The 25,719-nt window shown below is 49.0% G+C and carries 27 protein-coding genes and 1 pseudogene; 10 read left to right on the forward strand and 18 right to left on the reverse strand.

The features are described 5' to 3' along the window. Positions 1-12: 12 nt before the first annotated feature. The 3 genes from EQG79_RS28645 to EQG79_RS28660 all read right to left on the reverse strand — a co-directional run bounded on the left by EQG79_RS28645 (position 13) and on the right by EQG79_RS28660 (position 2,094). Entirely contained in the window at positions 13-309 is a 297-nt protein-coding gene (locus EQG79_RS28645; protein WP_240699495.1) for a hypothetical protein, read from the reverse strand. 744 nt (positions 310-1,053) lie between these two features. Continuing rightward, complete coding sequence (locus tag EQG79_RS28655; RefSeq protein WP_129606349.1) at positions 1,054-1,431, reverse strand: hypothetical protein; 378 nt, start codon at positions 1,429-1,431, stop codon at positions 1,054-1,056. A 3-nt stretch (positions 1,432-1,434) separates the two neighbouring features. Beyond that, positions 1,435-2,094 carry a ParA family protein gene (locus EQG79_RS28660; protein ID WP_129606351.1) on the reverse strand — a complete coding sequence of 220 codons (660 nt, stop codon included), beginning with the start codon at positions 2,092-2,094 and terminating at the stop codon, positions 1,435-1,437. A 260-nt stretch (positions 2,095-2,354) separates the two neighbouring features. Here EQG79_RS28660 and EQG79_RS28665 point away from each other — a divergent pair, with 260 nt between their 5' ends. The 3 genes from EQG79_RS28665 (at position 2,355) to EQG79_RS28675 (ending at position 3,999) form a co-directional block, all read left to right on the forward strand. After that, the gene (locus EQG79_RS28665; RefSeq protein WP_129606353.1) at positions 2,355-2,633 is read left to right on the forward strand and encodes a hypothetical protein; all 279 of its coding nucleotides are present in this window, start codon (positions 2,355-2,357) and stop codon (positions 2,631-2,633) included. 89 nt (positions 2,634-2,722) lie between these two features. Further along, positions 2,723-3,370, forward strand: a complete 648-nt coding sequence (locus EQG79_RS28670; protein ID WP_394343329.1) for a hypothetical protein — start codon at positions 2,723-2,725, stop codon at positions 3,368-3,370. A gap of 257 nt (positions 3,371-3,627) precedes the next feature. Beyond that, on the forward strand, positions 3,628-3,999 hold the full coding sequence (locus tag EQG79_RS28675; protein ID WP_129606357.1) for a DUF3846 domain-containing protein: 372 nt from the start codon (positions 3,628-3,630) through the stop codon (positions 3,997-3,999). 363 nt (positions 4,000-4,362) lie between these two features. On the opposite strand, the gene EQG79_RS28680 is transcribed toward EQG79_RS28675, so the two are convergent. Together EQG79_RS28680 and EQG79_RS28685 are read right to left on the reverse strand one after the other, a co-directional pair. Then, positions 4,363-4,779 carry a hypothetical protein gene (locus EQG79_RS28680; RefSeq protein ID WP_129606359.1) on the reverse strand — a complete coding sequence of 139 codons (417 nt, stop codon included), beginning with the start codon at positions 4,777-4,779 and terminating at the stop codon, positions 4,363-4,365. A gap of 374 nt (positions 4,780-5,153) precedes the next feature. Beyond that, positions 5,154-5,543: a hypothetical protein gene (locus EQG79_RS28685; protein WP_129606361.1), complete on the reverse strand. Its 390-nt coding sequence runs from the start codon at positions 5,541-5,543 to the stop codon at positions 5,154-5,156. A gap of 1,060 nt (positions 5,544-6,603) precedes the next feature. Here EQG79_RS28685 and EQG79_RS28690 point away from each other — a divergent pair. The 4 genes and pseudogenes from EQG79_RS28690 to EQG79_RS28705 form a co-directional block, all read left to right on the forward strand. Beyond that, positions 6,604-7,260: pseudogene (locus EQG79_RS28690) on the forward strand (recombinase family protein); the annotation flags it as partial. A gap of 116 nt (positions 7,261-7,376) precedes the next feature. Beyond that, positions 7,377-7,652, forward strand: a complete 276-nt coding sequence (locus EQG79_RS28695; RefSeq protein ID WP_129606366.1) for a hypothetical protein — start codon at positions 7,377-7,379, stop codon at positions 7,650-7,652. A gap of 662 nt (positions 7,653-8,314) precedes the next feature. Further along, positions 8,315-8,788 carry a hypothetical protein gene (locus EQG79_RS28700; RefSeq protein ID WP_129606368.1) on the forward strand — a complete coding sequence of 158 codons (474 nt, stop codon included), beginning with the start codon at positions 8,315-8,317 and terminating at the stop codon, positions 8,786-8,788. A 119-nt stretch (positions 8,789-8,907) separates the two neighbouring features. After that, positions 8,908-9,588: a hypothetical protein gene (locus tag EQG79_RS28705; protein ID WP_129606370.1), complete on the forward strand. Its 681-nt coding sequence runs from the start codon at positions 8,908-8,910 to the stop codon at positions 9,586-9,588. 372 nt (positions 9,589-9,960) lie between these two features. Here the strand turns inward: EQG79_RS28705 and EQG79_RS28710 are convergent, their stop codons facing one another. Then, a complete protein-coding gene (locus EQG79_RS28710) occupies positions 9,961-10,788 on the reverse strand; it encodes a hypothetical protein (protein ID WP_129606372.1) in 828 nt (275 codons plus the stop codon). A gap of 717 nt (positions 10,789-11,505) precedes the next feature. Here EQG79_RS28710 and EQG79_RS28720 point away from each other — a divergent pair. Together EQG79_RS28720 and EQG79_RS28725 are read left to right on the forward strand one after the other, a co-directional pair. Next, on the forward strand, positions 11,506-12,609 hold the full coding sequence (locus EQG79_RS28720; RefSeq protein ID WP_129606374.1) for a replication initiation protein: 1,104 nt from the start codon (positions 11,506-11,508) through the stop codon (positions 12,607-12,609). A 156-nt stretch (positions 12,610-12,765) separates the two neighbouring features. Continuing rightward, positions 12,766-13,737, forward strand: coding sequence for a site-specific integrase (locus tag EQG79_RS28725; protein WP_129606376.1), 972 nt, complete (start codon positions 12,766-12,768; stop codon positions 13,735-13,737). 396 nt (positions 13,738-14,133) lie between these two features. Here the strand turns inward: EQG79_RS28725 and EQG79_RS28730 are convergent, their stop codons facing one another. The 5 genes from EQG79_RS28730 to EQG79_RS28750 all read right to left on the reverse strand — a co-directional run bounded on the left by EQG79_RS28730 (position 14,134) and on the right by EQG79_RS28750 (position 17,948). After that, positions 14,134-14,601: an RES family NAD+ phosphorylase gene (locus EQG79_RS28730; RefSeq protein ID WP_129606379.1), complete on the reverse strand. Its 468-nt coding sequence runs from the start codon at positions 14,599-14,601 to the stop codon at positions 14,134-14,136. Between the two features lie 3 nt (positions 14,602-14,604). Then, positions 14,605-14,979 (reverse strand): antitoxin Xre/MbcA/ParS toxin-binding domain-containing protein, encoded by a 375-nt coding sequence (locus EQG79_RS28735; protein ID WP_170315672.1) that lies wholly within the window; start codon positions 14,977-14,979, stop codon positions 14,605-14,607. Positions 14,980-15,252: 273 nt separating this feature from the next. Continuing rightward, on the reverse strand, positions 15,253-16,305 hold the full coding sequence (locus EQG79_RS28740; protein ID WP_129606382.1) for an alpha/beta fold hydrolase: 1,053 nt from the start codon (positions 16,303-16,305) through the stop codon (positions 15,253-15,255). Between the two features lie 18 nt (positions 16,306-16,323). Continuing rightward, positions 16,324-16,899: a hypothetical protein gene (locus EQG79_RS28745; RefSeq protein ID WP_129606384.1), complete on the reverse strand. Its 576-nt coding sequence runs from the start codon at positions 16,897-16,899 to the stop codon at positions 16,324-16,326. Beyond that, positions 16,896-17,948 (reverse strand): serine hydrolase domain-containing protein, encoded by a 1,053-nt coding sequence (locus tag EQG79_RS28750; RefSeq protein ID WP_129606386.1) that lies wholly within the window; start codon positions 17,946-17,948, stop codon positions 16,896-16,898. The genes EQG79_RS28745 and EQG79_RS28750 overlap by 4 nt, the downstream gene beginning before the upstream one ends. Before the next feature lie 108 nt (positions 17,949-18,056). Here EQG79_RS28750 and EQG79_RS28755 point away from each other — a divergent pair, with 108 nt between their 5' ends. Then, positions 18,057-19,250: a helix-turn-helix transcriptional regulator gene (locus EQG79_RS28755; RefSeq protein WP_129606388.1), complete on the forward strand. Its 1,194-nt coding sequence runs from the start codon at positions 18,057-18,059 to the stop codon at positions 19,248-19,250. Positions 19,251-19,532: 282 nt separating this feature from the next. Here the strand turns inward: EQG79_RS28755 and EQG79_RS28760 are convergent, their stop codons facing one another. The 7 genes from EQG79_RS28760 to EQG79_RS28790 form a co-directional block, all read right to left on the reverse strand. Continuing rightward, positions 19,533-20,069: a cupin domain-containing protein gene (locus tag EQG79_RS28760; RefSeq protein WP_129606390.1), complete on the reverse strand. Its 537-nt coding sequence runs from the start codon at positions 20,067-20,069 to the stop codon at positions 19,533-19,535. A 31-nt stretch (positions 20,070-20,100) separates the two neighbouring features. Continuing rightward, on the reverse strand, positions 20,101-20,658 hold the full coding sequence (locus tag EQG79_RS28765) for a DapH/DapD/GlmU-related protein (RefSeq protein WP_129606392.1): 558 nt from the start codon (positions 20,656-20,658) through the stop codon (positions 20,101-20,103). 7 nt (positions 20,659-20,665) lie between these two features. Next, positions 20,666-21,061, reverse strand: a complete 396-nt coding sequence (locus tag EQG79_RS28770) for a (R)-mandelonitrile lyase (protein ID WP_129606394.1) — start codon at positions 21,059-21,061, stop codon at positions 20,666-20,668. A 1-nt stretch (position 21,062) separates the two neighbouring features. Next, positions 21,063-23,303: a xanthine dehydrogenase family protein molybdopterin-binding subunit gene (locus tag EQG79_RS28775; protein WP_129606396.1), complete on the reverse strand. Its 2,241-nt coding sequence runs from the start codon at positions 23,301-23,303 to the stop codon at positions 21,063-21,065. 2 nt (positions 23,304-23,305) lie between these two features. Then, positions 23,306-24,325 carry an FAD binding domain-containing protein gene (locus EQG79_RS28780; RefSeq protein WP_129606398.1) on the reverse strand — a complete coding sequence of 340 codons (1,020 nt, stop codon included), beginning with the start codon at positions 24,323-24,325 and terminating at the stop codon, positions 23,306-23,308. After that, the gene (locus tag EQG79_RS28785; protein ID WP_129606400.1) at positions 24,322-24,969 is read right to left on the reverse strand and encodes a (2Fe-2S)-binding protein; all 648 of its coding nucleotides are present in this window, start codon (positions 24,967-24,969) and stop codon (positions 24,322-24,324) included. The genes EQG79_RS28780 and EQG79_RS28785 overlap by 4 nt, the downstream gene beginning before the upstream one ends. A 64-nt stretch (positions 24,970-25,033) precedes the next feature. Then, the gene (locus EQG79_RS28790; RefSeq protein WP_129606402.1) at positions 25,034-25,531 is read right to left on the reverse strand and encodes a cyclophilin-like fold protein; all 498 of its coding nucleotides are present in this window, start codon (positions 25,529-25,531) and stop codon (positions 25,034-25,036) included. Between the last annotated feature and the right edge of the window lie 188 nt (positions 25,532-25,719).

The raw sequence follows: 25,719 nt of genomic DNA on the forward strand, positions 1-25,719 counted from the left end.
GTACTTTCATCCTTATCGCGTTAGGGTATAGCCACCCGTCGAAGCACCTGATGTCGCCTGTACGTCATTGACAATCAGGTTAAAACCAAACCAAATAATGGCTCCTACAACGAGATACAACAGGTTCCGAACGGAATTTGGTGAGTTGCTGATGAAGGCCGAAACTACCTTCACCACACCAACAACCATCAGAATACCAAAAATGATATTACCAATGGTAACGATGGTGTTATAGTAGCCCGTCAGGGCCTGCGAAACGGCTCCATTTCCGCCCGGTTGGGCCAATAGATTAAGAGATAGAAGGCACATTAGTGCCGTAGTCGTAAAAATTACCGACTTTTTCATGGTAAGCGATTTGTATTGGTTTATTTAATTGGTTGTTTCCGGGTCGCCGGTGCGAATGCTGCTCTGGATGCCTCATCTTAGGGCATTGTAATTCCTAACGCATACATATATACGTTTTACTTGTCGGCAGTACGGCTAACCTTAGACGCACCGGAGTTTCAGGAATTGGTATTGTCCGTTAAGATAGGGGCGGACGAGGGAAGTACTTTTTCTTCATAGCTGACTGTTTCGGTTGTATATGTCCTTAAACTGGTCGGCCGCATCCTGCAAGGCTGCAAACCTCGATCGGCCGGTGTTCCGGCTACGATTTACTTTCTCAATAGTTGTCGAATTCTGGTCTGGCGTCAACGCTGAACCTAAGTCTTCACCAAACCCATTTTCTATTGGCTCTTCAGAAACTGGAGTGGGCCGGGTTTCTTTGGGTGGCTTTACCAGTTCGGGCGGTTTGGATTCCGATACGCTCTTCAGCTGATTTCGCCGTTCAGCAACGGCCCGCTGTTGACCTTTTAACAAGGACGTTCGGTCTATCCGTAGTGGGACCGTCGCGGGCTTTCGTTTTGGCTGAATTGATTTCTTATAATCCCGATAGAAAAACAAGATTAATAGGCCAAAAAAAAGACTTGTACCCAAGTATGCGGCTGTTATAAGCATCATCTTGAGTACAAATCTAAAACACAAAACCTGAAAACGTCTCTAATTAGAGACAAATTAAAGTTTATTTTTTTCGAGTAAAGCCACCATATTTTGAACTCGCGGGTCAGCAGCTAGGGCTTCAGAAGCTATCTCTCTGATTTCTATGCCATAATGTACCGAAGCCATTTTAAGCAGCCGGTGTACTGACCGACGGATAGTGATAACCTGGTAGCCATCCTCATCCTTTGCTTTTTTGCCTGACTCAGAATTACTGGTTTCAGGCAGTGTATTTTTGGCTTCAGCGGTTGGCTCAGGAGCAGGTATAACGGCTGGTTTCTCCGGTGCAGATTCCTGGCCCGGTAACTGAGCAGGGGCGTGCAGCGCTTCCTGTACTGCTTTATTGGTATCCGGGTTCTCCAAAAACGAGGAGAAGGGGCGTTTATTTTTTGCCATGAATTACGTGATTTGGTATCGTTGTTTAAACTCCTGATAGAACGCTTTGTACACCTCGGCAATGCTCGAAAAATCCGACGGGCAGTCAATAGTGCCTACGCGCATGAAATCGGCCCGATTGGGTAGGGCATTGTCGAAAATGGTAATGTCAAGCATTTCGGCATACCGATGGATGTCGTTGTTTTCACGTAGGTTGGGTTGCCGGAAGTTCTGAACCCCGAAGATGTTGAAATCGAATCCTCTTTCCCGGCGAATGTCGCCCATCTTCTTGGCTGCCTTGATGAACTCGAATGCTGACAATACGTCGGAGTCACCGAGACGAATAGGAACGAGAATACTGTCACAAAATGTAAGCGCCATCACCGCTTCGTCGGGGCCGGTCATCCGGGGTAAGTCCAGGAAGATGACATCGAAGTCTTCGTAGCGCTCATCAAGTACGGTTGCTACATCGTCAGTTGCCATAACCTCGCAGGCGTTTTCCGGTTCACCAAGCCGGTCAACCTCGCGTCCTCTGAGCTTGGCAATGGTTCGCTGACCATCGGCATCCAATACCAATACCCGTTTACCTTCCCGGCTAAGGCTATTGGCCAGCCAGGCTGTAATCGCTGATTTCCCACTGCCCCCCTTCTGTGAGCAGACCGATATGATTCGTATATCTTCCATTGAAAAAGGTTTATACAGCTGCAAGTAAAGCAATATATTGATATAATGGCAATGTGATTTATCAATATAATCGTAAAAAAACTTCGTGCTAGTTGACTAAAAAGATAGTAATATACTTATATACAGTACCTTATAAAATGAGAATAGAAGGGAAGAAAAAGTTAGGCTTATGCATGTTAGTCTTACATTCATTATATCAATATTTTATTATCACAATATAATGACGTATATTTATAGAGTCAAAAATGATAACAGCACGTATGAAACTCTATTTGAAACACAGCATTGCTAACTTCTTCTACGCTGTCGATGTACAAAACCAGCAGGTAGAACTATGTAGCACAGTAGGAGGGAGGGAGCGTATCGAGCGCTACGAGGGTATCAGTGGAGCGCTACAAACTGGCAATGTCCTAATTACGGAAGAGGAATATAGCAACGCTAAAAGTTTTACCCTTCGTCAGTTAGGATTAGCTACGCAGCAGGAGAAGACAAATCCTATGAGCTATATAACGGACTTTCTTTTCTCTCCCCTCAACTGATGCCAATACCTCCTGCCCCGGCATAAGCTACCGGGGCAGGAAACAAAATCTACATCACAATTACAATGCAGTCTACTATTCTCAAACTTATGGAAACTGCCCGCGTCCTTGACCCTCAAACAATGGAGCCTGTAACTGGCATCAAATCATGGCAAACCGTTAACCTGCAAACCGGCGATGTCATTAGCAAATACAAGTATCTGGAAGGCCATCCGAGAAACTACCGTTTCGATGCCAGGGAAGGCTTTTTCTCCATCAATGGCACCGAGAAGATAGGCGGTCCGTCGCACGGCCGGTCGCTGACCTTTCAGCCAATAGCATGGCGCATCTTTACCGATAGCATATTAGGCCAGCCTTCCAGGCAATGGGCCGAATTGTTCTTTATCGATGAACAGAAATGCGTTGCTACTGTCCTGTTTCACGGGTATTCTGTCGATAATATCTTCCGCCTGATAGAGCCATTGTATTACGATGATTATTCATTGGCTGATGTGGTGTTGACCGCTACCGCCGAGCGTAAGGAGAACACGAAAATTCAGCCCAAAGGGGTGTATTACATTGCACGATTTCGCTACGAGTTAGCTGATGCTGACCTGACTAAGCAACGGCAGGAGTTCGCGCAGGAAAATCCGATTTTTCGGCAGGATACCTTAACCAACCCCATTCGTTTCAAGACCTCTCACCTGTATAGCTTTTTGACCATTGACCAGCAAAAAGCCTTTGCGCCGGTAGCCTAACAGTCCAGTCAATGACCGGGGCAACTCGTCCCGGTCTTCTTTCTTCAGCCATGCACGCATTTGCCAGAAACGGCTGGTATGCCGGAGCGGAAACAGCTTATCGGACAGCTTTCAGCCCGCGCGAGATAGCCGGGATATACTGCCGGTGCGCCGGGCTGATATGATGCTTGGGACGATACAGGTAACTGCTGTATCATCCTGACTGTGACTGACGAGACCGATTTCAAAACTTTTGAGTACCAACAGTAAACAACCCCATGAGCCGACTAATTAAAGCCATCAGTATTGACCCTGCCAAACGAACTATTGAAGAGGTCGAAATTGAAGCGAACAACCTGGAAGTTTTATACAATCATATTGGGTGTACAACTATCGACTTTGTGTGTCGGATGCCGAACGGCGACGCTCTAATCGTGGACGACGAAGCCTTGCTGACTCAACCGCAGCCGCCCGCATTCAAATTTGCTTATTTCCAGTACCCGGTTCACGGAATCGCGCTGGTAGTGGGGAGTCGCAAAAGCGGCCGAACCATCGCGCCAAAACTGACCTTAAGGAATGTCCGAAATCTGGTCAAGTTTCTGGGTGACATTCATACAGAACCAATCATCAACGTACTATCGTGGGACTGACTTTCAAGAAACCGGGTGGCTACTCCGCTGCCCGGCTTTTTCTTCCCTTCTATTCTTCCCTCTTTTATAAATAATTACCGCAGCTTACCCCGAATTGCCAATAACGACTTAACCGAACTCAACTAGCGCCCGAGGGTTTTTCTACAGACGGAAGATTGATAGTCCTAAACTTGTCTGGTTTTACCTTTAAGACGGGAAAGCGTTCTTGCAGCTCAGTTGATGCACCGTACCAGTAAGGTATTTGAGCGAAAGTTTGTGTTGAAACACAAACAGCTACTACGGTCACGAAGCATAATACGGAAAATAGACGTTTTTTCATGAAGTGGACTATTTATGTTGAGTATTAACTTTTTGGCTTAATAATCAGCCTTTGTTGTGCACGGCCAATATTGTAATTTGGGGTACAGAATCGGAAGATCCCCCTATTTGATCACAAGCAGGCTGATTGAGGCTAGCACGTTGATAAAAATCAAAAATGTACGTCTTGGTGGAGTCTTGGTAGCGGCTATCTAACGTGTAAGCTTTTACCACATTCGCATATATTTTTCCATTTACAACTAAGCGACTACCATAGGAAGCAGAACCGAGAGGTTGAAGGTTAATCAACCAAGCATTTAATTTATTGTCAGTACTGCATTTCTCTCGTCCAATGATCGTACCGGCTGCGCTTTCGTAATCAATTCTAGCAGGACCTTTGCAGCGCCATTCGGTCGTAAAAAATAACAATACCATCAAAAGATTTTTGAAATAACTGGTCATTTGATTCGTGCTTGAACGCATAAACGTGGTGTAATTACGATTGACTAATGTTGGGTTGATCTACCATTGACCTAAGACTGATTCATTAGGTTGGATTCTTTGCCTCCTGTTACAGTAAATTTATGATAATTGAATTTTCAATTATAAATTATTTATTAGAATTAACAAATAATTTATAATTACCGAGTGATCTTTCTTAAGTTGACAACAGGCAGGGAGGTTATCTTGTTAGTTGCAACCTAAATTAGAATAATACACTATCAGCATCCGCTTATAAATGTAAGAGGTGTTGTACTATTTTGGGATTGTTTTATAGCTCAGATTATGTAAAGGGAATAAATTGAGAAAGGAAACAATTCGTTACAGGGGTTACTTTCTTGGTTTTGTTTTACCTCTCACTGTACCGTCTGGGCTACTTCCTTTATTTTTATTTGAGGAACATCAACGGTGTTCGTTGTAGAGAGGTTGCAGCTATGATTGGCAATAACATCTGTCTGGTAGAACATAAAGCTATACCGTCTAGCTGAATCTAACCGGCTCGCTTCTAGACTGTACGTCTTGACTACATTCTTAAAAGCTCTCCCATTAAAACTTACATCTCTTCCAAAATTTCCCCTTACCGAGTTGGTATCCAAGCTGATTAGCATGGCATTAAGCGAATCATTTGTGTTGTAGGTTTCTCGACCAATGACTCTGCCTGATACCATTTCAAAATCAACTGTGGGCAGTCCACATCCTGAAATTAGTTGGCAGACAACAGCTAATGATATAAATCCCTTTTTCATAAGATCGTCTTTATAGCAAGACTCTGATTAACAAGGAAAGGTAGGAATGGCTGTTGTATAAGTGCGTTTATGTTAGCTACTACCCCTCAAGTAGGTATCTGCGTCATTTTGGTAGTACTCGGGGTTTACTGCTTCAATCCCCGTAGTTTTTTTTGGGCATATATCACTTCTAACTGTACAGGAAAAGATTACACAATTCTTACATTTTGACAGATAGTGGTAGATAGCCCGTCTATTTTTCATCTTTCCTCCCCCTACAGATAAGCCAGCTTATCTGGATTGATACCTTTGAGGATAACAACAAGACACATTGCCATCGAAAGAACTACCAGAACATATTTAAATGGCCCATCTACTCTAATGGCCATTATTAAGATAATCAGTCCAATAATTAGTAGAAGCTTACTGTATCTCATTAGTCATTTCCTGTTTAACGTGTTGTATAATCTAGCTTATGTAATTCGACTAAGAATAAAATCGACTGCATTTGCGGAATCACCTCAATCTTAGAAAAAGTTTACTCTCGTAGCTTAATGTCAGTTATTTCAAAGAGCGCATTTGCAGGACTCACCAATTGAGATCCTGGGCGAGTCAGCTTGTAGCCACTAATTGTAACAAATAAATTATCGCGTTGAAACTGGGTTGGTAAATTGCAAGCAACCCAAGAAACGGTGTAAGAACGATAGGCTTCTGATAAGGGAAAAATAACGTAACCCTCGGCCGTTTGCCCAGTGGCTTTCTGCAAGATGACTACGGCATGTTCGTTATCCACGGATTGGGCCCGTGTATAATTAGGACAGGCTGATGTGAGGGCAGGGGATTCTGGTTTACAACTAATCAAAGTAGCCAAACCTGCCAAAAGGAGTAAAGCGTGCCGCATATATTACTGATTTTTGACAAGACTCTTATTTAGTGTAAAACGTTCGTTTGCTGGCGAACAGCCATCTTTTACAACCGTATGATGTTGGTCGTACGTTTGTAAAAGAGCTTTCTTTGGGCTATGTTCCGGCCATGAAACGACCGGCTACCCCCCCTTACTTCTCAGTATGTACTCTATTACCGCGTGAGCACCAAGCGCCAGGGCGATAGCGGGTTGGGCTTGGACGCTCAACGCGCTTATATCGAGCACTATTATTCCGATAAGCCGATCTTGGCCGAGTTTACCGACGTCCAGAGCGGAAAGGACGTATTTAACCGTCCTGAACTGATGAAGGCTTTAGCCTTGTGCCAGGAGCAGCAGGCTATCCTGGTGGTGGCCAAGATCGACCGGCTAAGCCGTAACACCGAACAGGCTTTGGCGATCTATCGGGAGCTGGCCGGACGGCTGGAGAGTTGTGATATCCCCAACCTGGATAAATTTACCCTGACGCTGTTCATGGCCATTGCTGATCGGGAGCGGGAGTTAATTAGCATCCGTACTACCGGCGCGCTGGTGCAAAAAGTAAAGCGTTCTGGCCAGTGGCGGAAAGGGAGCCAAGCGTTTACAACCGGGCGAGCCGCCCGCTTAGGGCACGCTACGATCAAAGCCCAGGCCGCTCAGAATGGGCAAAGCCGCCCGGCTAGTGCGATGATTAACCAGCTCAGACAGCAGCACTACAGCTGGTCAGCCATTGCCCGGCACTTGAATGCCGGCGGGTTTAAAACCCCCAAAGGAGGCCACTACCAGGCGGTACAGGTGCAACGGCTATACCAACGGGCCCTAGCTGAAGCTTTATAAGCCTTTTTATGGAGAGACCTTTTCCAACAGGCAAGCCCGCCATTAAACGCATCCAGACCACTCTACCGATAAACAGCCTCGCTAATTCGTACTTTTAAGGCTTCAAGGCGAAGCGTATGCGAACCGATAGTGGAATTAAAAATGTCGTGACCTTTCGGCTCACCGGAACGCCGGACGGGAACTTACTGGTGCGTTTTTATCACCTGGATGTTGCCAGCCAGGAGGCCGTCAATTGGCATATTGCCGAGCAATTGGTGGCCGGTCAGATGAGTGCCGAGGTCTTATACGAGGGGAATTTGCAGAACAATACCGTTTATCCAACTGCGATTTACAAGCTTTTGGACCGGGTCGAGGTCTACGTTAACTGCGTCCGGATTGAACGGGTAAAGTAGGGTCATTTTACGCTCTAGTTGTCATAATTCAGATTATACAACCGCAGAATTATGAAACGTTTCATGCTAATGGTATGTTTACTGCTCCTTAACTGGTTAACGACAACAGCACAAACAGCCAACCTCTGGCTTGGCTTGACTCCACTCAACTCAATCAGTCGAAAGATCCCCTCTATATTGTCAATGGCATTATTGTTAAGCCAACGGAATTAAATGCTGACTTCATAACAAGTATATATGTTAGCCGCGACAAGCAAGTCAATAGATGGTTAGGACCTTTAGCCGACAATGGCTGCGTTTATATAAGAGCGGATCAGCAGTTTGATGTGATTACACCCCGCCTATATCAGGGCAAGAAACGATTTCCTGATTCTATTAAAACTGTGGTCTTTATGCTCAACGGTCATCTTATTTCAGATACACTCCTAATTTCAAAAGCCTCTATCCGAAAAGTAGATGTTTTGGTAGGATTAAATCGGCCAGGTCTTAAGCCTGATATGGGCTGTCTGAGTATTTGGACTTTAGACGATGAAGAACGGGGGCTCCCAATAGATAAAAGAGTAATTCATATTCGTGGTGAACTGAGTCCTAGTAAATGAATCGAACGTTCTCAGGTTCACATAACGTCACTTGTACAACAGTTTTTGACCAATTTCTCTGCTATGAAATACTTCCTTTTGTGGCTCCTTCTAGTGGCAGTTATTTCCTCTACGCGCGGGCAAGTAAACCAGTCTGCTTTGATCAATAATCCTGACTTTGGTCGAGCAGTTGCAAAAAGTGTACGATTTCCTGCTGTTGCTCAAAGACTTGGTAAATCCATCAGAGTCTATGTGGGTTTTACTTTAACCGATAAGGGAGGTTACCAAGATATTGCTGTTATCAATCAGAATCCTATAGATGAATCCCTTAAGTTAGAAGTAGATCGCCTTTGGCATGTTTTACCCGATCAAAACCCTAAATGTGCTGGCAACTATGTCATTCCGATTTCTTTTATGCTTGGTGAAGGTGGTCCAAATAAATTAAAGCAGATCTCCAATCAAGACGATAAATTTATCAAGCAAGGTGACTATACATTGCTCAAGGAGGTATCTGTAATAGGCTATATTGAGTGCGAGTTAAGGTCTCTATCTAATTAGCAACTCTTGTACAATTCTCCGAGCCCCCAATTCTATTATTCCAGCATTTCTAGTTTTATTTTATTAACATAAGCAAGATTATATAACGATTTTTCTGCTTTTGTCTAATCGTTCACACTATGAAATACATCTTTCAATCTATCACCATGGTTATTCTATGTGTCTGCTTAGATGGCTGTTTTCTGATACTTGATCCGTGTCCCAAAGACCAGAAATTAGGAGATCTTCAACTCACCAATCCCAATTTTTCTCCATATCGAGGTGATGAGACCTTAGTTTTCATCAACCAGACAGGGCAAAAGATTTCACTAACTAATTTTGAGTACAGCACTCTATCCACACGTCAGCGATTAGTCGTTAGTACTCCTTGCTACAAAAGCGACTGGGTTAAGCAGCAGGTATATTATGACGTGCCGAGGGTATTTATTTCCTATCGGCTCAGTAAGACCAATTACCTGACTACGCTTGATTATTCGTTTGGCATTCAGGATTTGAGAATGGATCAGGCCAGGAGTGATACTATCCTAGCCGAGGATATGACGATTAGTAACACGTTTGTTAAACCCGGTACTCTACTACGGGTACTCGTTTCGGACCGGGGTAACCGGGCCAAGTTTGATACAGTCAACGGCCAATACCCACGACTTATCCAATATCGAGTAATAAGTGATACGGCATTCAACGGTAATCTTTACAAACAGGTGTATTGTTCTAAGGAATTACCTACTATTTATTTTACTACTAAAGATGGCATTATTGCTTTCAAAGATCAACAACAGTGGTGGTACAAAAGCTACTAACACCGTATCTTCATATGACTTCACTTATACAACAATTTTGCTGCTTTGATAGATTACGCAATTATAAACCAAGTCAATCTTTTGCTATGAATCATAATCCGCTTTTCGCTTAAGCATTCCACATGTTTTTGTTAGGAGCTCTGATAGTCGTAGGAGGATGCGCTTTGCTTATTTCAGGTCATCAATTAATAGGCAGAACACTGATGCTTATCGGGGTATTCTGGGAAGGATACACGATTTACAGTTACTTCAGAAATCGAAGACAATGTAGAGCCTACACCCTTACTATAAGCCTGTTACACTACACGTTACTAAAATATTATATAATAATATATTAATCTTTTAGTAGAATACAATACTGTTAACATATTATTATATTATACCAGTTGAACTGAATGATTTAAAGGCATCGGTTTCAGGCCGTGAACGGGCATAGATAGTTTGTCTGCCAGTTTCGGATTTGATCGGGAAATTATTCAGGTAGCTTTCTATCTCCCGATTTTGGTAAGGATGATCCCGAAGAATTTCGATAGGGTCAATAAACAGAATATTATAACGAACCTGCGTGATGTTGCCTAATCGATCTCGCTGCGTGTTGAGTAAATGTTCCTGCTCATTAGCAAAATCCCCGGATGGTAACCGATACTTGTAGTTGACCGTAACGTAAAAGTGCTGCCTGCTGTAGTTCGATATCGCAATCTCATACTGCCCGGGACTAGCCAATATCGCACGCCAAGTATTGACCTGTTCCCAGTATACACCAATCTGCCCTTTTGCTTCGGCCTGTTTTTGGGGTATCATTTTGTCAAGCTTAGATTCTAAAATCTGAGCTTTGACTGTCAGGTCATTTATATAAGCCTGAATCTGCTCAACTTTCTGATCAATAGGTAAATCCTTGTCTTTTAACAACCAATACCTATGTTTTCTGTAAAAGGTGATACGAACGGCTGGTCGATCCATATTAACCAGTTTAATTGTTCGGCAATCAAAGCTGCGGATTGTCTCGAATAAAGGTTGATGAACAGCATCCACAAAATAGATTGTGCCGGTAGCTGCCCAATCACCTTCTATGTCCCAAGCGTCACGATCCGGCCGTAACTTTGGAACCTCTTCCATTAACTGAGTTAGGTCAGCCAACAAACGGGCGTAAGTCTGCGGATCATAGTGTTTTCGTTTAGTATGGGATGGTTGCTCTTCCATAGTAGCTTAGCAAATAGTACGTGCAAATATATTTCCCTTTAAGGGAAACTTAACTATTTCGCTGCAGATTTTTTCTATGATTTTTTTGTTCTCTCACCTTTTACAAATTTTAGCTGGGCAATCTTCACTTTCAATGACCTTATAATCAGTATCAATTTAAAATTATAAAAATCATTTTTCAATGATTGATTAGATTATTAAGATATTATAGCCTGTAGACAGCACTCTTAACCAGTTAAATATCAATTTGTTGTATGTGGATAACTTGCTTATCCCTAACAGATGATAGTCGTAGCCTAACAAATGATAGCACAAGCCTAACAGATGATAGTTGTAGTCTGACATTTAGTAGTCGTAACCCTAACAGATAATAGTCCTATCCCTAACGGATGATAGTCTTGATCCTAACGGATGATAGTCGAAAGCTAGTGTAACAGCTTAATAATCAATACTGGATAACTACACTACAAATACCCGAAGAAATCAGACGAAACATAGAATATTATAGATAAACAGGGGGGATGGGAATAGGCAAAATGGAACTACCCTAACAGATGATAGTCAAAAATGAGTTGATTATTAGCTTTTAATATCATGAATTGCATCTCACCCATTCTTTTATTTGTTGAAAATCAATGAATTAATCCTAACAGGACATCTATCCTTTGTTAGGGTTAAAAAAGGTTTTATCTTGCATCAGCTATAATTTGTTAGGCAATGCGTCAGCCACCAAGTTCCAATAAATCGCTTCACCTTTCCAGCAATCAGCTTTCACTGATTTTTGAGAGCACCACTATTACTGCTCCGGTTGAGGTAAATCCGGAGACGATCGTACTGCGTACGCCTAACAACAAAACCATACTGATTCGAGAGCCGCTGAAGCTGCTTACCAGCACAACGGAATTCGGCTTTTTCGAGCGTCGTCTGTACTGGCTTGTTCTTCGCGAAATCCGTAATATTCAGGCAATTGATAAGCTAAAGATTAAGCCGTATGAGGAGTTGAAATTTAGATTTCACTATTCGGAGGTTATCAAAGGACACCCAAATTCGTCTATAAAGAAGGTTACTGACCTTATTCAGAAGCGTACTATCAGTTGGGAGGATGAGAGTGGAAAGCACACCAACGTGGTCGTTTTCCCTATGGCTGAGTACTGGCCCAAAAAAGGCATAATCGAGCTGACAATGTACCATGCTGTCATTCCTGTCTTTCTGTACCTGGGTAGTGGCTACGCGCAGTACGGGTATGAAGATGCTCTGATTCTGAGTAGTGAGTATGCTCAACTCCTGTTTACGAACCTCGCCCGGTTCCGGGGAACAGGCATTTGGCGGATCACGCTGAAAGATCTACGCCAACTAATCGGGGCTCATGAAAAGTCATACAATAACTACTCGGCGTTCCGAACGCGCGTAATCGACCTGTCGCTGCGCCAGATCAATGAGCATACCAATTTGCTGGTGACGTACGAACCGGTTATGCAGGGCCGGGCCGTTGTTGGCATCGAATTTAAGATTCAGTCAAAGACACCACCGGAGGAATTAGAAAAGGAAACAAAGAAAGCGGAGATGAAGCAGCGTTTGGATGAATTGATGCAATTAGACATTGCGGAGATCATTGGCTACGTGGGCAACAAACTGCATCAGTATTATCCTTCGTTCACGCATCAGCAGAAGAAATCCATTCTTCAAAACGGCGAACACCTGAAATCATTCCTGCGGGCTGATCTATACGCTGACTATGGCTTTGCCGATAAAGACCCGGAAGCCTACGTTGCCCAAAGCGTTTTTAATTACAAGAAAAAAGGAGTTGAGCCGGGAAGCTGAGACGAGAGTTACCATTAAGTATCTTAGACGCGGTGAGAATAGAAGGGAAGAAAAAGCAACCGGCCTTATATTATTCAACAATTGGTTACGTCCAATAATAAAGGTTTATTGGACGTAATACGTTAATCCTTATCTTGCTTCTAAATCCATTTGCCTATGAAGCCCTTTACAGACCGTCACGCCCGGTCCCGCTCTTCGACGACCACACTTGTTTCTTCAGCGGAGCAACTCACCCAGCAAACGGCGGCTTACTTCCGCAAAGGCCTGGAAGGCGCCCGCAACACCCGTCTGGCTTACACGGCCGATATCGACGGTTTGCGCGACTGGCTTCACCAGCAGGGCATCAATGACCTGCCGATCAGTTCGGCCACACTGGCTACGTATGTGTCGGACCAGGCCACTAATCATAAGTGGAGTACGATCACCCGGCGGCTGGCGGCCATTCGCAAGTGGCATCGACTGCAAGGCCATCCCGATCCATCCGCCGACGAAACGGTAAAGCTTGTCCTGGACGGTATCAAGCGGAGTATTGGTACCGAAGCCACGCAGGCACCCGCGTTTGATATTTATGAGTACAAAGAGCAGGTGCGGCCTATTCCACCCACCCCCACGGGTACACGCGACCGGGCTTTGTTACTGGTGGGTTTTGCCGGCGCTTTCCGACGCTCGGAACTCGTCGCCCTCGATATCGAAGGCGTCCAGTTTACCCGCCAGGGAGCCATCTTAAGTTATCAGGGCAGTAAAACCAACCAGTACGGTAAAACTGAGCAGAAAGCCCTGTTCTTCAGTCCCGATCCCGATACCTGTCCGGTTCGCGCGCTACAGGATTATGTAAGCCTGTTGGAACGCCCCGCAGGGCCGCTGTTTGTACGCATCCGTAAAGGAGAACAAATTACGCAAGACCGCTTGTCAGACAAGCAGGTAGCTCGTACCGTAAAGCTGTATCTAGGAAAGGATTACTCAGCTCACTCCCTGCGAGCTTCTTTCGTGACCATTGCCAAACTAAACGGAGCTGATGATTCCCAGATCATGCAGCAGACTAAGCATCGGACCCGTACTATGATTGACCGCTACACCCGTGTTCAGCAGGTCGTCAAGCACAATGCCGCGATGAAATTAGGCTTGTAATCCCTACCTTCATCTGGCTCATCCTTACCCTGTTTAGCTTACTGAGCGAGTCGTTCTTATTTATTGCTTACTGCTGAAGACTAAACCTGATTAGCCATGGAAAACCAAACCAATGCCGAACTGGTCAAACTCCTGCAAGCGGTGCAGCTTGACCTCGACACGGCGCTGTCTGACCTGGTAATTTCAGTCATCGAGAGCACTGTAGTTCGCGAATAACTAACCAAGGGTCACAAAAGAACCATTGGCAACAAAGGACTGATATACAGCCGTGTATCTTGGTCAGTTTATCGTGGAACGCCTGGGCAGTTTACAGCGAAACGAGGTGGTCAATACCCCCGAAACTCCCAGTCTATACAACCCCTCCCGCTTGAGACGCAGGGAATGCTGTTGGCTTGGCTATTTCGACCACAGACGGGGATCAATCAATAGAGGCTTCTCGTCAATTAGCCGTATAGAGCCATAGGCACTATGGGCCGGATGCAGTAAGTAATTGATGCCGGAGGGCATCATGGAGGAAGGTACACCCAAGGCTAACACATCCGGCTTGGCTAGCCAATCGGCCAGAAGGTGCTGACTCCGGTGGTAGGTGTTCTCCTGCCAGTAAGGCGGTAGGCTACTCGTGTCCACGACCCGCTGGCTATGCTGAGGCAACTCCAAACTGAATAACCGGTAGGCGGGCAGCTCATCATAGGGTACTTGCGGCATGTGTGCCAGAATCTCGACTAATGTCAAAGCGGGATGCTCAGCGGTATAGAGGATGCCAACACCCGGAGGATTCCAACGCCCGCCATTGAGCCATGTACCGGTAACATCCAGGGGACGGTCGGCATACTTCTGCCGCACGACACGATAAACGATGGCCATAGCTTACCCAAAGATGCCATAGTCGATGCGGCCCAGTACCCGGTCAACTAACGTATAGCCTGTAACGGTATCCAGGGCCTGTAAGGGGGTTTGGTAGTCCAACTCCCGTAGGGGGGAGCGCAGCCAGCCCAGGACGGTTTTGTGTCGTTGCTCGAAGGTATCCAAAGCGTGCAGGAGAAGATTCTCCAGTAACAGCAACCGCTCAGAGGCATCCTGACTAATACGCTGCTCCACCTTCAACCGGTGCAGGTAAGAAGCGGATAGGCCCAGGGCCGCGGCCAATTCCTTATCGGTTAAGCCGACCAAAGCGGCCACGCGGTCGGCCTCGGCGCGCAGCACGCCTTGTCGACTGCGGGTGATGATTTCCTGCTCGGTCACGCAAGCTACTGATAAGATTTACCCGTAATAAATGTCTCCCTAAAGGCTCCTCCTTGAGACACGGAAACATTCATGAATAAGCTCCCACCCGAAACGAAGAAGTATTCATGTATCTGCTCATTAATTCGGGCGATTCAAGAGACGGTTATTATTTATGTACCAAACATGCTTTACCAAATTGAACAGCCTGTAGTGGAAAAATCACTCTTCCCAAAACTCATGGCAAACGGTACAACCATGACTTTTCTCTGCACCCAAGCAGGCAGTAGTCACTTATCTATTTTGTTCCACAAACCGTTGAACGGCTTCTCTGAACAGTTCCGGTTCGGACTCCTGAGGGTAATGACCTGATCGGGCAAAAAAAAGCAACTCTTTCTGTGATGATCCGTACTGCGAGAAGGCCTGCCGGGCAATGGCCGGTGGAACAATAAAATCCTGATTCCCCCAGACCAACAACGTCGGAATCTTGATTTTTGGTAAGTCAGGCGTCAGGTTGATCCGGGCCAGTTTATCCTTGAACGCCGTGACGGTTTGTTCGTTATTCTGCTGAAAGGCAAACAGGGAGAAGGGCGAAAAAAATACGATTTGGCGGGTAGTCAAGGGTAATTCTTTGTCAATCAACCCATCGGTTAGTAGCTGATCGACAGCTTCGCCGGCCAATTTATTAATGTCGAGCGTTTGATCACCGGTAGCATTCGTTACGTTGACGGCGTTTACGCGAGTAATCAATTGTTGCCACCGACTGACGGACCTGCCCTGCCGGATTTGCTCGGCACCTACCTGATTAATCATCTGCCTGGTTTCAATGATTATCTGGGGGACATCATGCCCCCCATCGATTTCAATCCATCCCCTGAACTGGGCCTGATTCCGGGTTGTCAGGTACGCGATGCCCAATGTGCCGCCCCAACTGTGTCCCATCAAAAATAAACGGATGTCGTCACCATACCGCGCCTTGAGTAAGACGACGAGTTTGTCCAGGTCATCGACGTACTGCGCCAGCGACAGTTGGTTGTAATCGCACCTGCCCTGCGAGATACCCGCGCACCGCTGATCGTAATAAACCATCGCATAACGCTGCTCCAGTTGGTTGAAAACGTGACGGCTGTTTTCGTTGTCTACGATGCCACTAAAGCCCGGCCCACCATGCAGGAACAGCAGAAATACCTTTGATGCGGTGTTCCCCTCGACAAAGATGGGCATGGTGGCCTGCTGGTTCTCCAGAAAAAAATGGTCTTTGACGGCCGGACCGGACGGATTCGTTTGCTCGCAGGAAAGCAGGGCGAGTATTCCCAGACAGACCAGGTAGTTGTAGTTGAGAGGCATTTTTGAATAGCTATCAAATCAGAAGAGTCGGGAAAGGCCAACATCCACAAAGGGGTGGATCAACGCACGGGTGTTGTAGGGGTATTCCCAAAGGAGTTTAGGCTGAACAAACAAGCCCGTTCGTCGGTGTGGACGGTGACCAACATCCCAACCCGCCAGAAGTGAAAAACCGTACGCCACCGCGTTATTGCCGGCCCAGGGTCGCTCGCGAACCCGCCCCTGATCGTCAACGCTGAACGTTTCTCCGTCATAAAACCGACGCATGTAGCCGGCCTGAACCGAGAGCCCGGCTCGTAAGCCAGTCGGTGCTACATAGGTATAGCCCAGTTCGGGTAGGGCCAGGATACCGATGTAGTTTTTCTGGTGGCGGTACCCCGTCAGGTTGAGGCCGTAGAACAGACGGCTCCGGCGGGTTTGTGCGGCTGGAAAATAGCGTTGGTAGGCGAGGTTGACACCGTAATGCGTAATCGTCTCACCCGAATACGCGATTGACAGGCGGTTTGTCAGGGATGGCGGTGTTTCCTGGGCCAGGCCAGCGTGATGGATGAAGGACAACCCCAGCACCAGGAGCGATTTCAGGCGTAGGCCGTTCATTGTTTCGCGGCAATAATCTTTTTGAGGAGTGAAAGAATTTTGTCACCGCTAATGGTTCGGTTATACCCCCGATGAACAATCACCAACCGCCGGGTAGGGTCGACCAGAATAAGCTGCGACCAGGTGCCCTGGGCCGAGAAGGCCTGTTTGGACAAACCAGCCTCGGCCAGTTTGCCCGAGTCATGCACCCACCACATATACCCGTAGCTGCCTCCTCCCTCACTTTCCGGCACAACAATCTGAGGAGCCGTACTTTGGGCCAGCCAGTCAGCGGGCACCAGTTGTTGACCCTTCCATTGGCCCTTATTCATCACCAAAAGCCCAAAACGGGCCATATCCCGGGCTGTCATATCAAAATGATAGGCCGGATGCTCCGAATAGTCACTGTAGTCGTAGTGGCCATCCTGTTGCCAGTTGAAATCCTGCATACCGATAGGCTGGGCAATGCGCTGGTTGAACACCTCATATATTTTCGCACGGGTTCGCTTCTCGAAAATGGTCCCCAGCGCGTTGAAGTCCCAGTTGTTGTAAAAGAACGTGCTGCCCGGCTGCGCACTATTGCGGAGCGGCAACTCGTCATTATTATCGGCTGCGGCTGCTTTGTGGCACACCCCCGAGGAGGCCGTTAACAAATCCTTCACGGTGGCCTTCAGCTCCGGGGCGTTCAAGGGTGGATTTTTGTCCTGAATACCATACTCGCCCAGGGTGGCCGATAAGGAAATGGACTGATTCACGTAAAAACCGTACAGAACGCTGAGAAGACTTTTCCGTACGGAAGCCACGTAATACTTTTTGTCCGTGTTGCCCCAGGCAGCCATCAGCCGACCCTCATCAATGACCATCACCGTCTCTGATTTGATGCTACCGGCGTATTGCCGGGCTTCATTGAGCCGCGAGGTCGACCAGCCGTATGTTTCGGGGTTGGCCACTTTGACCCACTCCTTGTCCGGAAAGGTTGGGGGTTGTGCGTCCGTCCGGAAGCCATCGTCCGTTAACTCATGACAGCCAGCAACCAGGAGCGTCGCCAGCGAGAAGATTAAATTTTTCATAACACTGACTTAGTTTCGGGCAAACCTAGTCAATGCAAACGCACCCAGCGTCCAACTGGGTAGAGTCGAACCACATTGATTCGGCTGATCCACTCGTTAGTTACCCGTATGCACGTATCACTTACCTCCGCTCTGTATCTGGTTGGCTTTGTCCAAAGTGTTTACCTGCTGGTGACGACTCCCGTTCACCGGGGCCGGGCGATGCTACTGCTGTTTCTGGGGACGATAGCCCTGTTAACTACCGATTATTTTATCTGGGAAAACAACTGGCTTTCGCCAACGACTCAGTTCTGGGTGAATCGGTTTAGCCACGCCAGTCTGCCTTATCTGCTGGGGCCAAGTTTGTACCTCTACATCCGTTTGCAGACTAGTGAGTCCTTTCAGCTTACGACTCGGCATTTGTGGCATGGGCTACCTTATGCACTGGGACTGGTGGCCGCCATTTTTCTCATTCCTTATTATCTACCCAACTACCGGACGGCCACCGAGCACTGGCTTTTTCCGGCTACCACCTGGCCACAACTGGTACGGGGTACACACCTGGTGGTGTATGTGGGGCTGGCGGGTCAATTCCTCTGGCAGCAGCGCAGGCAACCCCATGCTCAATCGTTCGGCCATACCCTCCTCGTGCTGATTCTGGTGCTGGGGTTAGGGAGCGCCCTGGTGGGGACAGGTACCTATCTGTTAGCGGATGCGCAGCCAGCAAAGCTCCACTGGCAGCAAGTCAGCGCTCTATTTGCCGTTGCAATGACTTACCTCCTCAACCGGTTAGTGATTGAGCACCGCTTTAATCAGTTAGGGCTATCTCCAGCGAGGGGAACCCATTCAGCCGGTAACTACGTGGCGTTACCACAACAACCCAGGGAGGTGGCGGATGCCCACCCCGCCGATTCGGTCAGCAACCCGGCAGAGGCCCCGCTCAAGTATCAACATTCGGCTTTGGACCCTACGTCGGCTTTTCAGTTATTTGAACGACTGGAAACGTACCTGGCCACCACCCGTGCTTATGAGGATGCCGACCTGACGTTACCTCAACTGGCCCAGACGTTGTCAGTATCTGCCAATCACCTCTCCCAGGTCATTAATCAGGTGGGCAATCAACCATTCTACGAATTAATAAACCGTCACCGCATCGAAGCCGCTTGTCAGTTATTGTCAGACGCCCGGCAGCAACATTTAAGTGTGCTGGGCATTGGTTATGAAGTGGGCTTTCGCTCGAAGAGCACATATTATGCTGCTTTTCGGCGGGAACGGAGTATGACCCCAAACGCTTACCGCAAGCAGATGAACAACCGCCTTTGAAACAGAACTATACAATAAGCGGGAGAGGCAAGTAATGAGTCGTCCGTTTTGAGCTGCCTGTTTGTGTAGTTGCGTTAACCCGATGACGAAAGTGTACGAATCGACAAAACAACATTTCTCAAAAAACGCTCCTCCTAGAGACGAGGAAACGTTCACGAATAGCCTCCCGCTTGAGTCGACGAGGTATTCATGAATCTGCACCTTAAATGGGGCTTCTAAAAAGACAGCTTGTTCTCAGGCCTGCCAACTACTGTCAGTAGCATAAGACGTGTAAAACTCTACTTATTTTTGACCATATTCCGCATCCGTGACGGCCTGTAGCCATTCAACAATACCTTTTTCGGTGTTTGGAATGATATACAGGTGGGTCATTTTACTCTCGCGACTTGCTCCGTGCCAATGAACCACATTAGGCGGGCATTTCACGACGTCGCCTTTCCGAATCACTTGCCTCGGCTCTCCTTTTATCTGGTGATACCCGATCCCATCTGTAACAATGAGTATTTGCCCGGCCGGATGAGAATGCCAGTGCGATCGGGCACTTTTTTCGAAAGCGACGCTGCCCGAAATAGTCGTAAAGATCGAGTCATTGGGGACCAAGCTCGTAACCCAAACGGTTCCCGTAAACGTGTCAGCAGGGCCTCTGGTCGCGGCCTGCGGACCTGTCACGGTGTTAGTTGTCTGGCCTAGGGCCAAACCAGGCTTAGCGACTAAGATGATAAGTACGTACAGCAGGTTGAATGCCAGGCGGGTAAGCTGCGGACTGGCTACCGGACGACCGGTAAAGTGGGTTATCTCGTTATCAATTGAATCGTTCATGATCGTTTCGTTCGTCGTTCTATCGCTCAAACTAGAATGTCTTCACCACCTTCGCCGGTATCCCGGCAACCACCGTGTTGGGCGGTACGTCCCGACTGACGACAGCTCCGGCGGCCACCACCGCGTTTTCGCCCACCGTAACGCCCGGTAAAAGGGTGGCACCGGCACCAATCCAGGCATTCCGTTTGATCAGAATGGGTTGGAGAAGGACTGTTTTGCGATCAGCGGGGTCCAGCGAGTGATTTTCGGACGTAAGCTTGACGCCGGGACCAATCTGCACTTCGTCTTCAATCGTAATCCTGCCAATGTCCAGAAACGAACAGGTATGGTTAATAAAGACGTTTTTGCCCAGGCGAATAAACTGACCAAAGTTGGTATAGAACGGAGGGAAAATCGTTGTCGATTCGTCGATCTCAGTACCAATGATGGCACTCAAATGGCTGCGAACCTGATCCAGTTCGGTGGCCGTGGCGTTCATCTGGACGCATAACCGAATGGTACGGGCCACAACCTCGCTAAACCGGGCATAGTCAGGATCATCTTTCCGGAGCGGTTCACCAGCCTGCATCCGTTCAAAAATTGTTGTCATGGTGGTGTCATATTGCATACTCACGCTCGCTTACCTTTTCCAGCCAGGTTACCACCTCACCGTTTACCTCCTCCTGAATGGCTATGTGGCTCATGGCCTTCGCTGGCGAAGCACCGTGCCAATGCTTTTCGTTGGGTTCGAACCAGACGACATCGCCGGGATGAATTTCTTCAATGGGGGCCCCTTCGCGCTGTACCCATCCCATCCCGGAAATGACCACCAGGGTTTGACCCGCCGGGTGGGTGTGCCAGGCCGTTCGGGCACCCGGCTCGAAGGTGACCAGGACTCCCGCCCCTTTGGTTGCTTCTTTTTTGGCGAACAACGGGTCAATGCGCACGGCCCCGGTAAACCAGGCTTCCGGGCCTTTGACCGATGCCTGCATTCCATTTTTACTAATCTCCATACTACGTCAGTTTTTGCATGACTTTATCCGGGGTAATCGGTAGCTCACGAACGCGCTGACCCGTGGCGTTGAAAACCGCGTTTGCCACCGCTCCGGCAAACCCGATCAGGGCAATCTCGCCCATGCCTTTGGCACCCATCGGATTGATGATCGGGTCAGGTTTGTCGATCATGATCGTTTCAATGGCGGGTACGTCAGCATGAACCGCTACGTGATAATCGGCCAGGTTGTTATTGACGAAACGACCGAAGCGGTGGTCAATGATCGCTTCTTCGGTCAGGGCCATGCCGATGCCACCGGCCACGCCCCCAATCATCTGACTGGCCGCCGTTTTGGGGCTCACGATCCGGCCCGAGTCCGCTACACTAACCGCTTTGGATACGCGCACCACGCCCGTCAGCGGATTGACACGCACCTGTACGAAATGCACCGAGAACGAATACATCGAATACTTCTCCTGTTCCGGGCTTCCCTTCGAATCCTTCGTTTTGTCGATTACGGTCAGCTTATTGGCCTGCATCAGGTCGCTGACAGCCACCTTTTTCTTCGGCTCGGCTGAAACCGACAGCACACCATCCGCCAGCGTCAGCTCATCGGTCTGTTGGCCAGCCAGCGGACCACCCGCTTTGAGGGCCAGCTGCATCAGCTCCGTTTTAATGGCCGTGCAGGCATCATAAACCGCCGACCCTACCGCTGAGACAATGGCCGATCCGCCCTGGGTAGGTGCCTTGGGCAACGAAGTATCACCGTATTCGATCCTGATGCGGTTCAGGGGCACACCCAGCACGGTATGGGCAATCATTGTCAAAGCCGTTCCGGTACCCGGCCCGATATCGGTCACGGCACTTTGAATGGTCAGTGACCCATCCGCTTTTAGTAAGGCGCGGGCGCTGGCTTCCCAGCGGAAGGCGCTGAATACGCCCGTACTCATGCCGTAACCAATCTGCCAGCCGCCGTCACGGGTGCTGCCCGGCTGGTTCCTGCGCTCTTTCCAGCCAATGGCGTCGGCCCCACGCTGATACGCTTCTTTAAGGTTCTTGCTCGAATAAGGCCGGTTTCGTTCCGGATCGGTTTCGCTGTAGTTACGCAGGCGGAAGTCGATAGGGTCCAGGTTCAGTTTGTGGGCCATTTCGTCCATGGCCGACTCCAGCGCAAACGCACCCGTGGCTTCACCGGGGCCCCGCATCCAGATCGGAACGCTCCGGTCCAGCCGCACGATGCGGTAGCGGGTGCTCACGTTGGGACAGGCGTACATGAACTTGGTCATGTTGACGGTCGCTTCCGTAAAATCTTCGTAGCTGGCCGTTTCAGCGGTAGCCGCGTGGGCAATCCCGATCAGTTTCCCGGCCTGGTCGGCCCCCATATTGATCGTCTGCACGGTATACGGCCGGTGACCCACCAGGGTAAACATCTGGCTCCGGTTCATCACCAGTTTCAGCGGACGCCCAATTTTACGGGCAATGGCGACCACCGCCGTTTCCTGCGGCCATGTACGCAACCCCATTCCAAAGCCTCCTCCCATGAACTCTGTATGCACGTGAATCGTCTTGGGGTCAATCTTAAAGGCCTGCGCCATGGCGTTCTGCGTCGCATTCACGCCCTGTGTTTTGGCGTAGATCATCAGCTGCTTGTCGTCCGTCCAGTGGGCCAGAATACCGTGCAGTTCCATGGGGTTGTGCACTTCTACCGGGATCGTGTAATGGGCCTCCAGGGTGACCGGAGCGGTTTTGTAACCGTCGGCTGCTCCCCGCAAGTAATTGCCGCCCTCGGCTCCTTTCGGCGCAACGCCTTCCGACAGATGTTTCTCGAGATCGGTACGGGGGGCTTGTTTGGTATACGTCACTTTGACGAGGGAAGCCGCATAGGTGGCCCGTTCGTAGGTATCGGCTACCACGATGGCGACAGGCTGACCATCGAACAGGATTTTGGGACTGCTTAAAATCCGGTAGGTCTCCTCCGTTTTTGGTTTGGGGGCTGGCCCGTCCGCTTCACCACCAACCGGGGCGTCCCAGCCGGGAATAGGCGGCATATTCTGGTGCGTAAACACACCCACTACGCCGGGGGCACCCTGCGCTTTTTGGGTATCGAGGCTAGCGATAGCTCCTTTGGCGATCTCACTGCCGACGATGACACAATACGCCGTATTGGGTAGTTCAAAATCGGCGAAGTACTTAGCCCCGCCGGTCACTTTCATCCGCCCGTCGATTCGGTCGATGGGCGGATTTTTTGTTTTATTCGTCATGATCAGGCGGTTTTAGTGGCGGTTTTCAGGGCATCAACAATTGCGTTAGGGGCGAGCGTCAGTTTGAAATCATTCTCGCCGTAGCCTTTCGCACCCTGCATGGCCAGCGTGGCGGCCTGTTTAAAGTTGGCTTCGGTGGCGGGCTTCCCTTTGAGAAACGCTTCGGCCGCCGTCAGTCGCCACGGTTTATGAGCCACCCCACCCATCGCCAGCCGAACGTCTTGAATCGTGCCCCGCTTCATGTCAATTCCAACGCCGACCGATAACAGCGCGAAGGCATACGAAGCCCGATCGCGCACTTTCAGGTAGTATGAATTATCCGCAAATCGGTTCGTCGGTAAGTCCACCGACATGATCAGTTCGCCGGGTAGTAGTGTGTTGTCTTTCTGCGGCAGGTCGCCGGGTAGCCGGTGGAACTCGCTGAACGGAATGGTACGGTCACCCTTTGGCCCCGACACATTTACCGTTGCATCCAGTGCCACGAGCGCAATACACATGTCGCTGGGGTGAACGGCGATGCACTTGTTTGATGCGCCAAAAATGGCGTGCATCCGGTTGTGACCGCCGATGGCTCCACAGCCAGATGGCCCGTTAGCCCGCCCTTTGTCAGGGCCAGCCTGCACGGGGCTACGCTTGTTGCAGGGCATCGACGGATCGTAGAAATAGGGGCAACGGGTACGTTGCATCATGTTGCCCCCCACCGTGGCCATATTCCGAAGTTGCGCCGAAGCACCCGCGTTCAGTGCCTGCGATAAGAGCGGGACGTGTTTCTTCACCAGCTCATTATCGGCAACGGCCGCGTTCTTTGCCATAGCCCCGATCCGCAGACCAGTGGCCGTTTTTTCAATCGTGGCCAGGGGAAGCCTGTTGATATCGACCAGCCGTTCAGGTAGGATGACCTCACGCTTCATCAGGTCGATGAGGTTGGTGCCGCCCGCCAGAAAATAGGTGCCGCTTTCTTTTGTGACCGCCGAAATGGCCGCTTTAGGGGTCGTAACCCGCGTAAACTGAAATGGATTCATACCCTGGCTCCTTTCTTTTTTACGTCCATAATCGCATTGACAATGTTGGCATAGGCCCCGCAGCGGCAGATGTTGCCACTCATGTACTCGCGGACCTCTTCCGGCGTGTTGGCGTGTCCTTCACGAATACAGGCCACCGCCGACATGATCTGGCCGGGCGTGCAGTACCCACACTGAAAACCATCGTGTTTGATAAAAGCCTCCTGCATGGGGTGTAATAAGGTGGTAGCTGGGTCACCGACCGTCAGGCCTTCAATGGTCGTTACCGTGCAGCCTTCCGTCGTCATGGCCAGGGTCAGGCACGAGTTGACCCGCGCTCCGTCGACATGGACCGTACAGGCTCCGCACTGGCCGTGGTCGCAGCCTTTCTTGGTGCCGGTCAGGTGGAGTTGTTCCCGGAGCAGGTCGAGGAGTGTAACCCGCGGTTCGATGCTGAGCTGCTGGACTTTTCCATTGATGGTCAGCCGTAGCGGCATCTGCTCAAGGGCAGTGGCTATTTTTTCCTGAATACCAGTGTTAACGGCGGCTACGGCCGTTGGCGGAGTCATAGCCAACGCTGCCAGCGCAGACGATTGCTTCAGAAAAATCCGTCGGGATGACGTTGAGTTACCTAACTCGCTGTCCAGGTTTTCCGTATCATTCATGGTGCAATTTTTTAACGTGAGTAAACTATCCCCCTACGCTTGAACGCGGCTGATGCCGTTTAGGTTAGAGCAGTTCGAAACTGACAGTTACATTGCCCGCGCCTAATGCTCGTTGTAGACTAGTCGGGTTGTCGATCTGACCCAGTCTGGTATAACGATACGAGGTCTGGAACGTTTCGTAAAAGAGCACCAGGGTACTGGAACCGTAGAGCATCAGATCCCCCGCCTGAATGGTGCCAGGATTGGAGACACTGATGGGCAAGCTGGTGGGCAGATCCACAAACTTTTCGTTGCCGTTGAGCTCCTTCATAACGATCGTCAAAGGTAACCGCGCTTTGAAGGCCGTTACGGACGGGTTATCCAGTAAGGTCGCCGTGAACGTGTGCGTACCAACCCCAATACGTAACCGATTGGAGAGATTCGAATTGCCGGGGTTGGTAGCCGCTGTGTTACCGGCTGGCGGAGTGGAGCTCTCCTGGGTCATCGGATCGTCGGTTTTGCCAGCCAGGATACTAAGGACAACCAGCATTAACGGCAGTAGCAGCATCTGGGTTTGTTTCATGGTCGTTGGATAGAATGAAGTTTCCTAAACAAGCTATCCACCCGGCAGACTCATCGACAGGTGTTTGCGTAACAGTTCATTCAGTGGATTCAAAGGTACCCGGTGCCGACCCACGCTGTTTTATACATTTTACGGTTTTGCCTACCACTTTTACAGGTAGCCTATAGGGGCCCGATCTTCGTCCATAG

The sequence above is a fragment of the Spirosoma sordidisoli genome (genome assembly GCF_004138325.1).
GTDB lineage: Bacteria > Bacteroidota > Bacteroidia > Cytophagales > Spirosomataceae > Spirosoma > Spirosoma sordidisoli.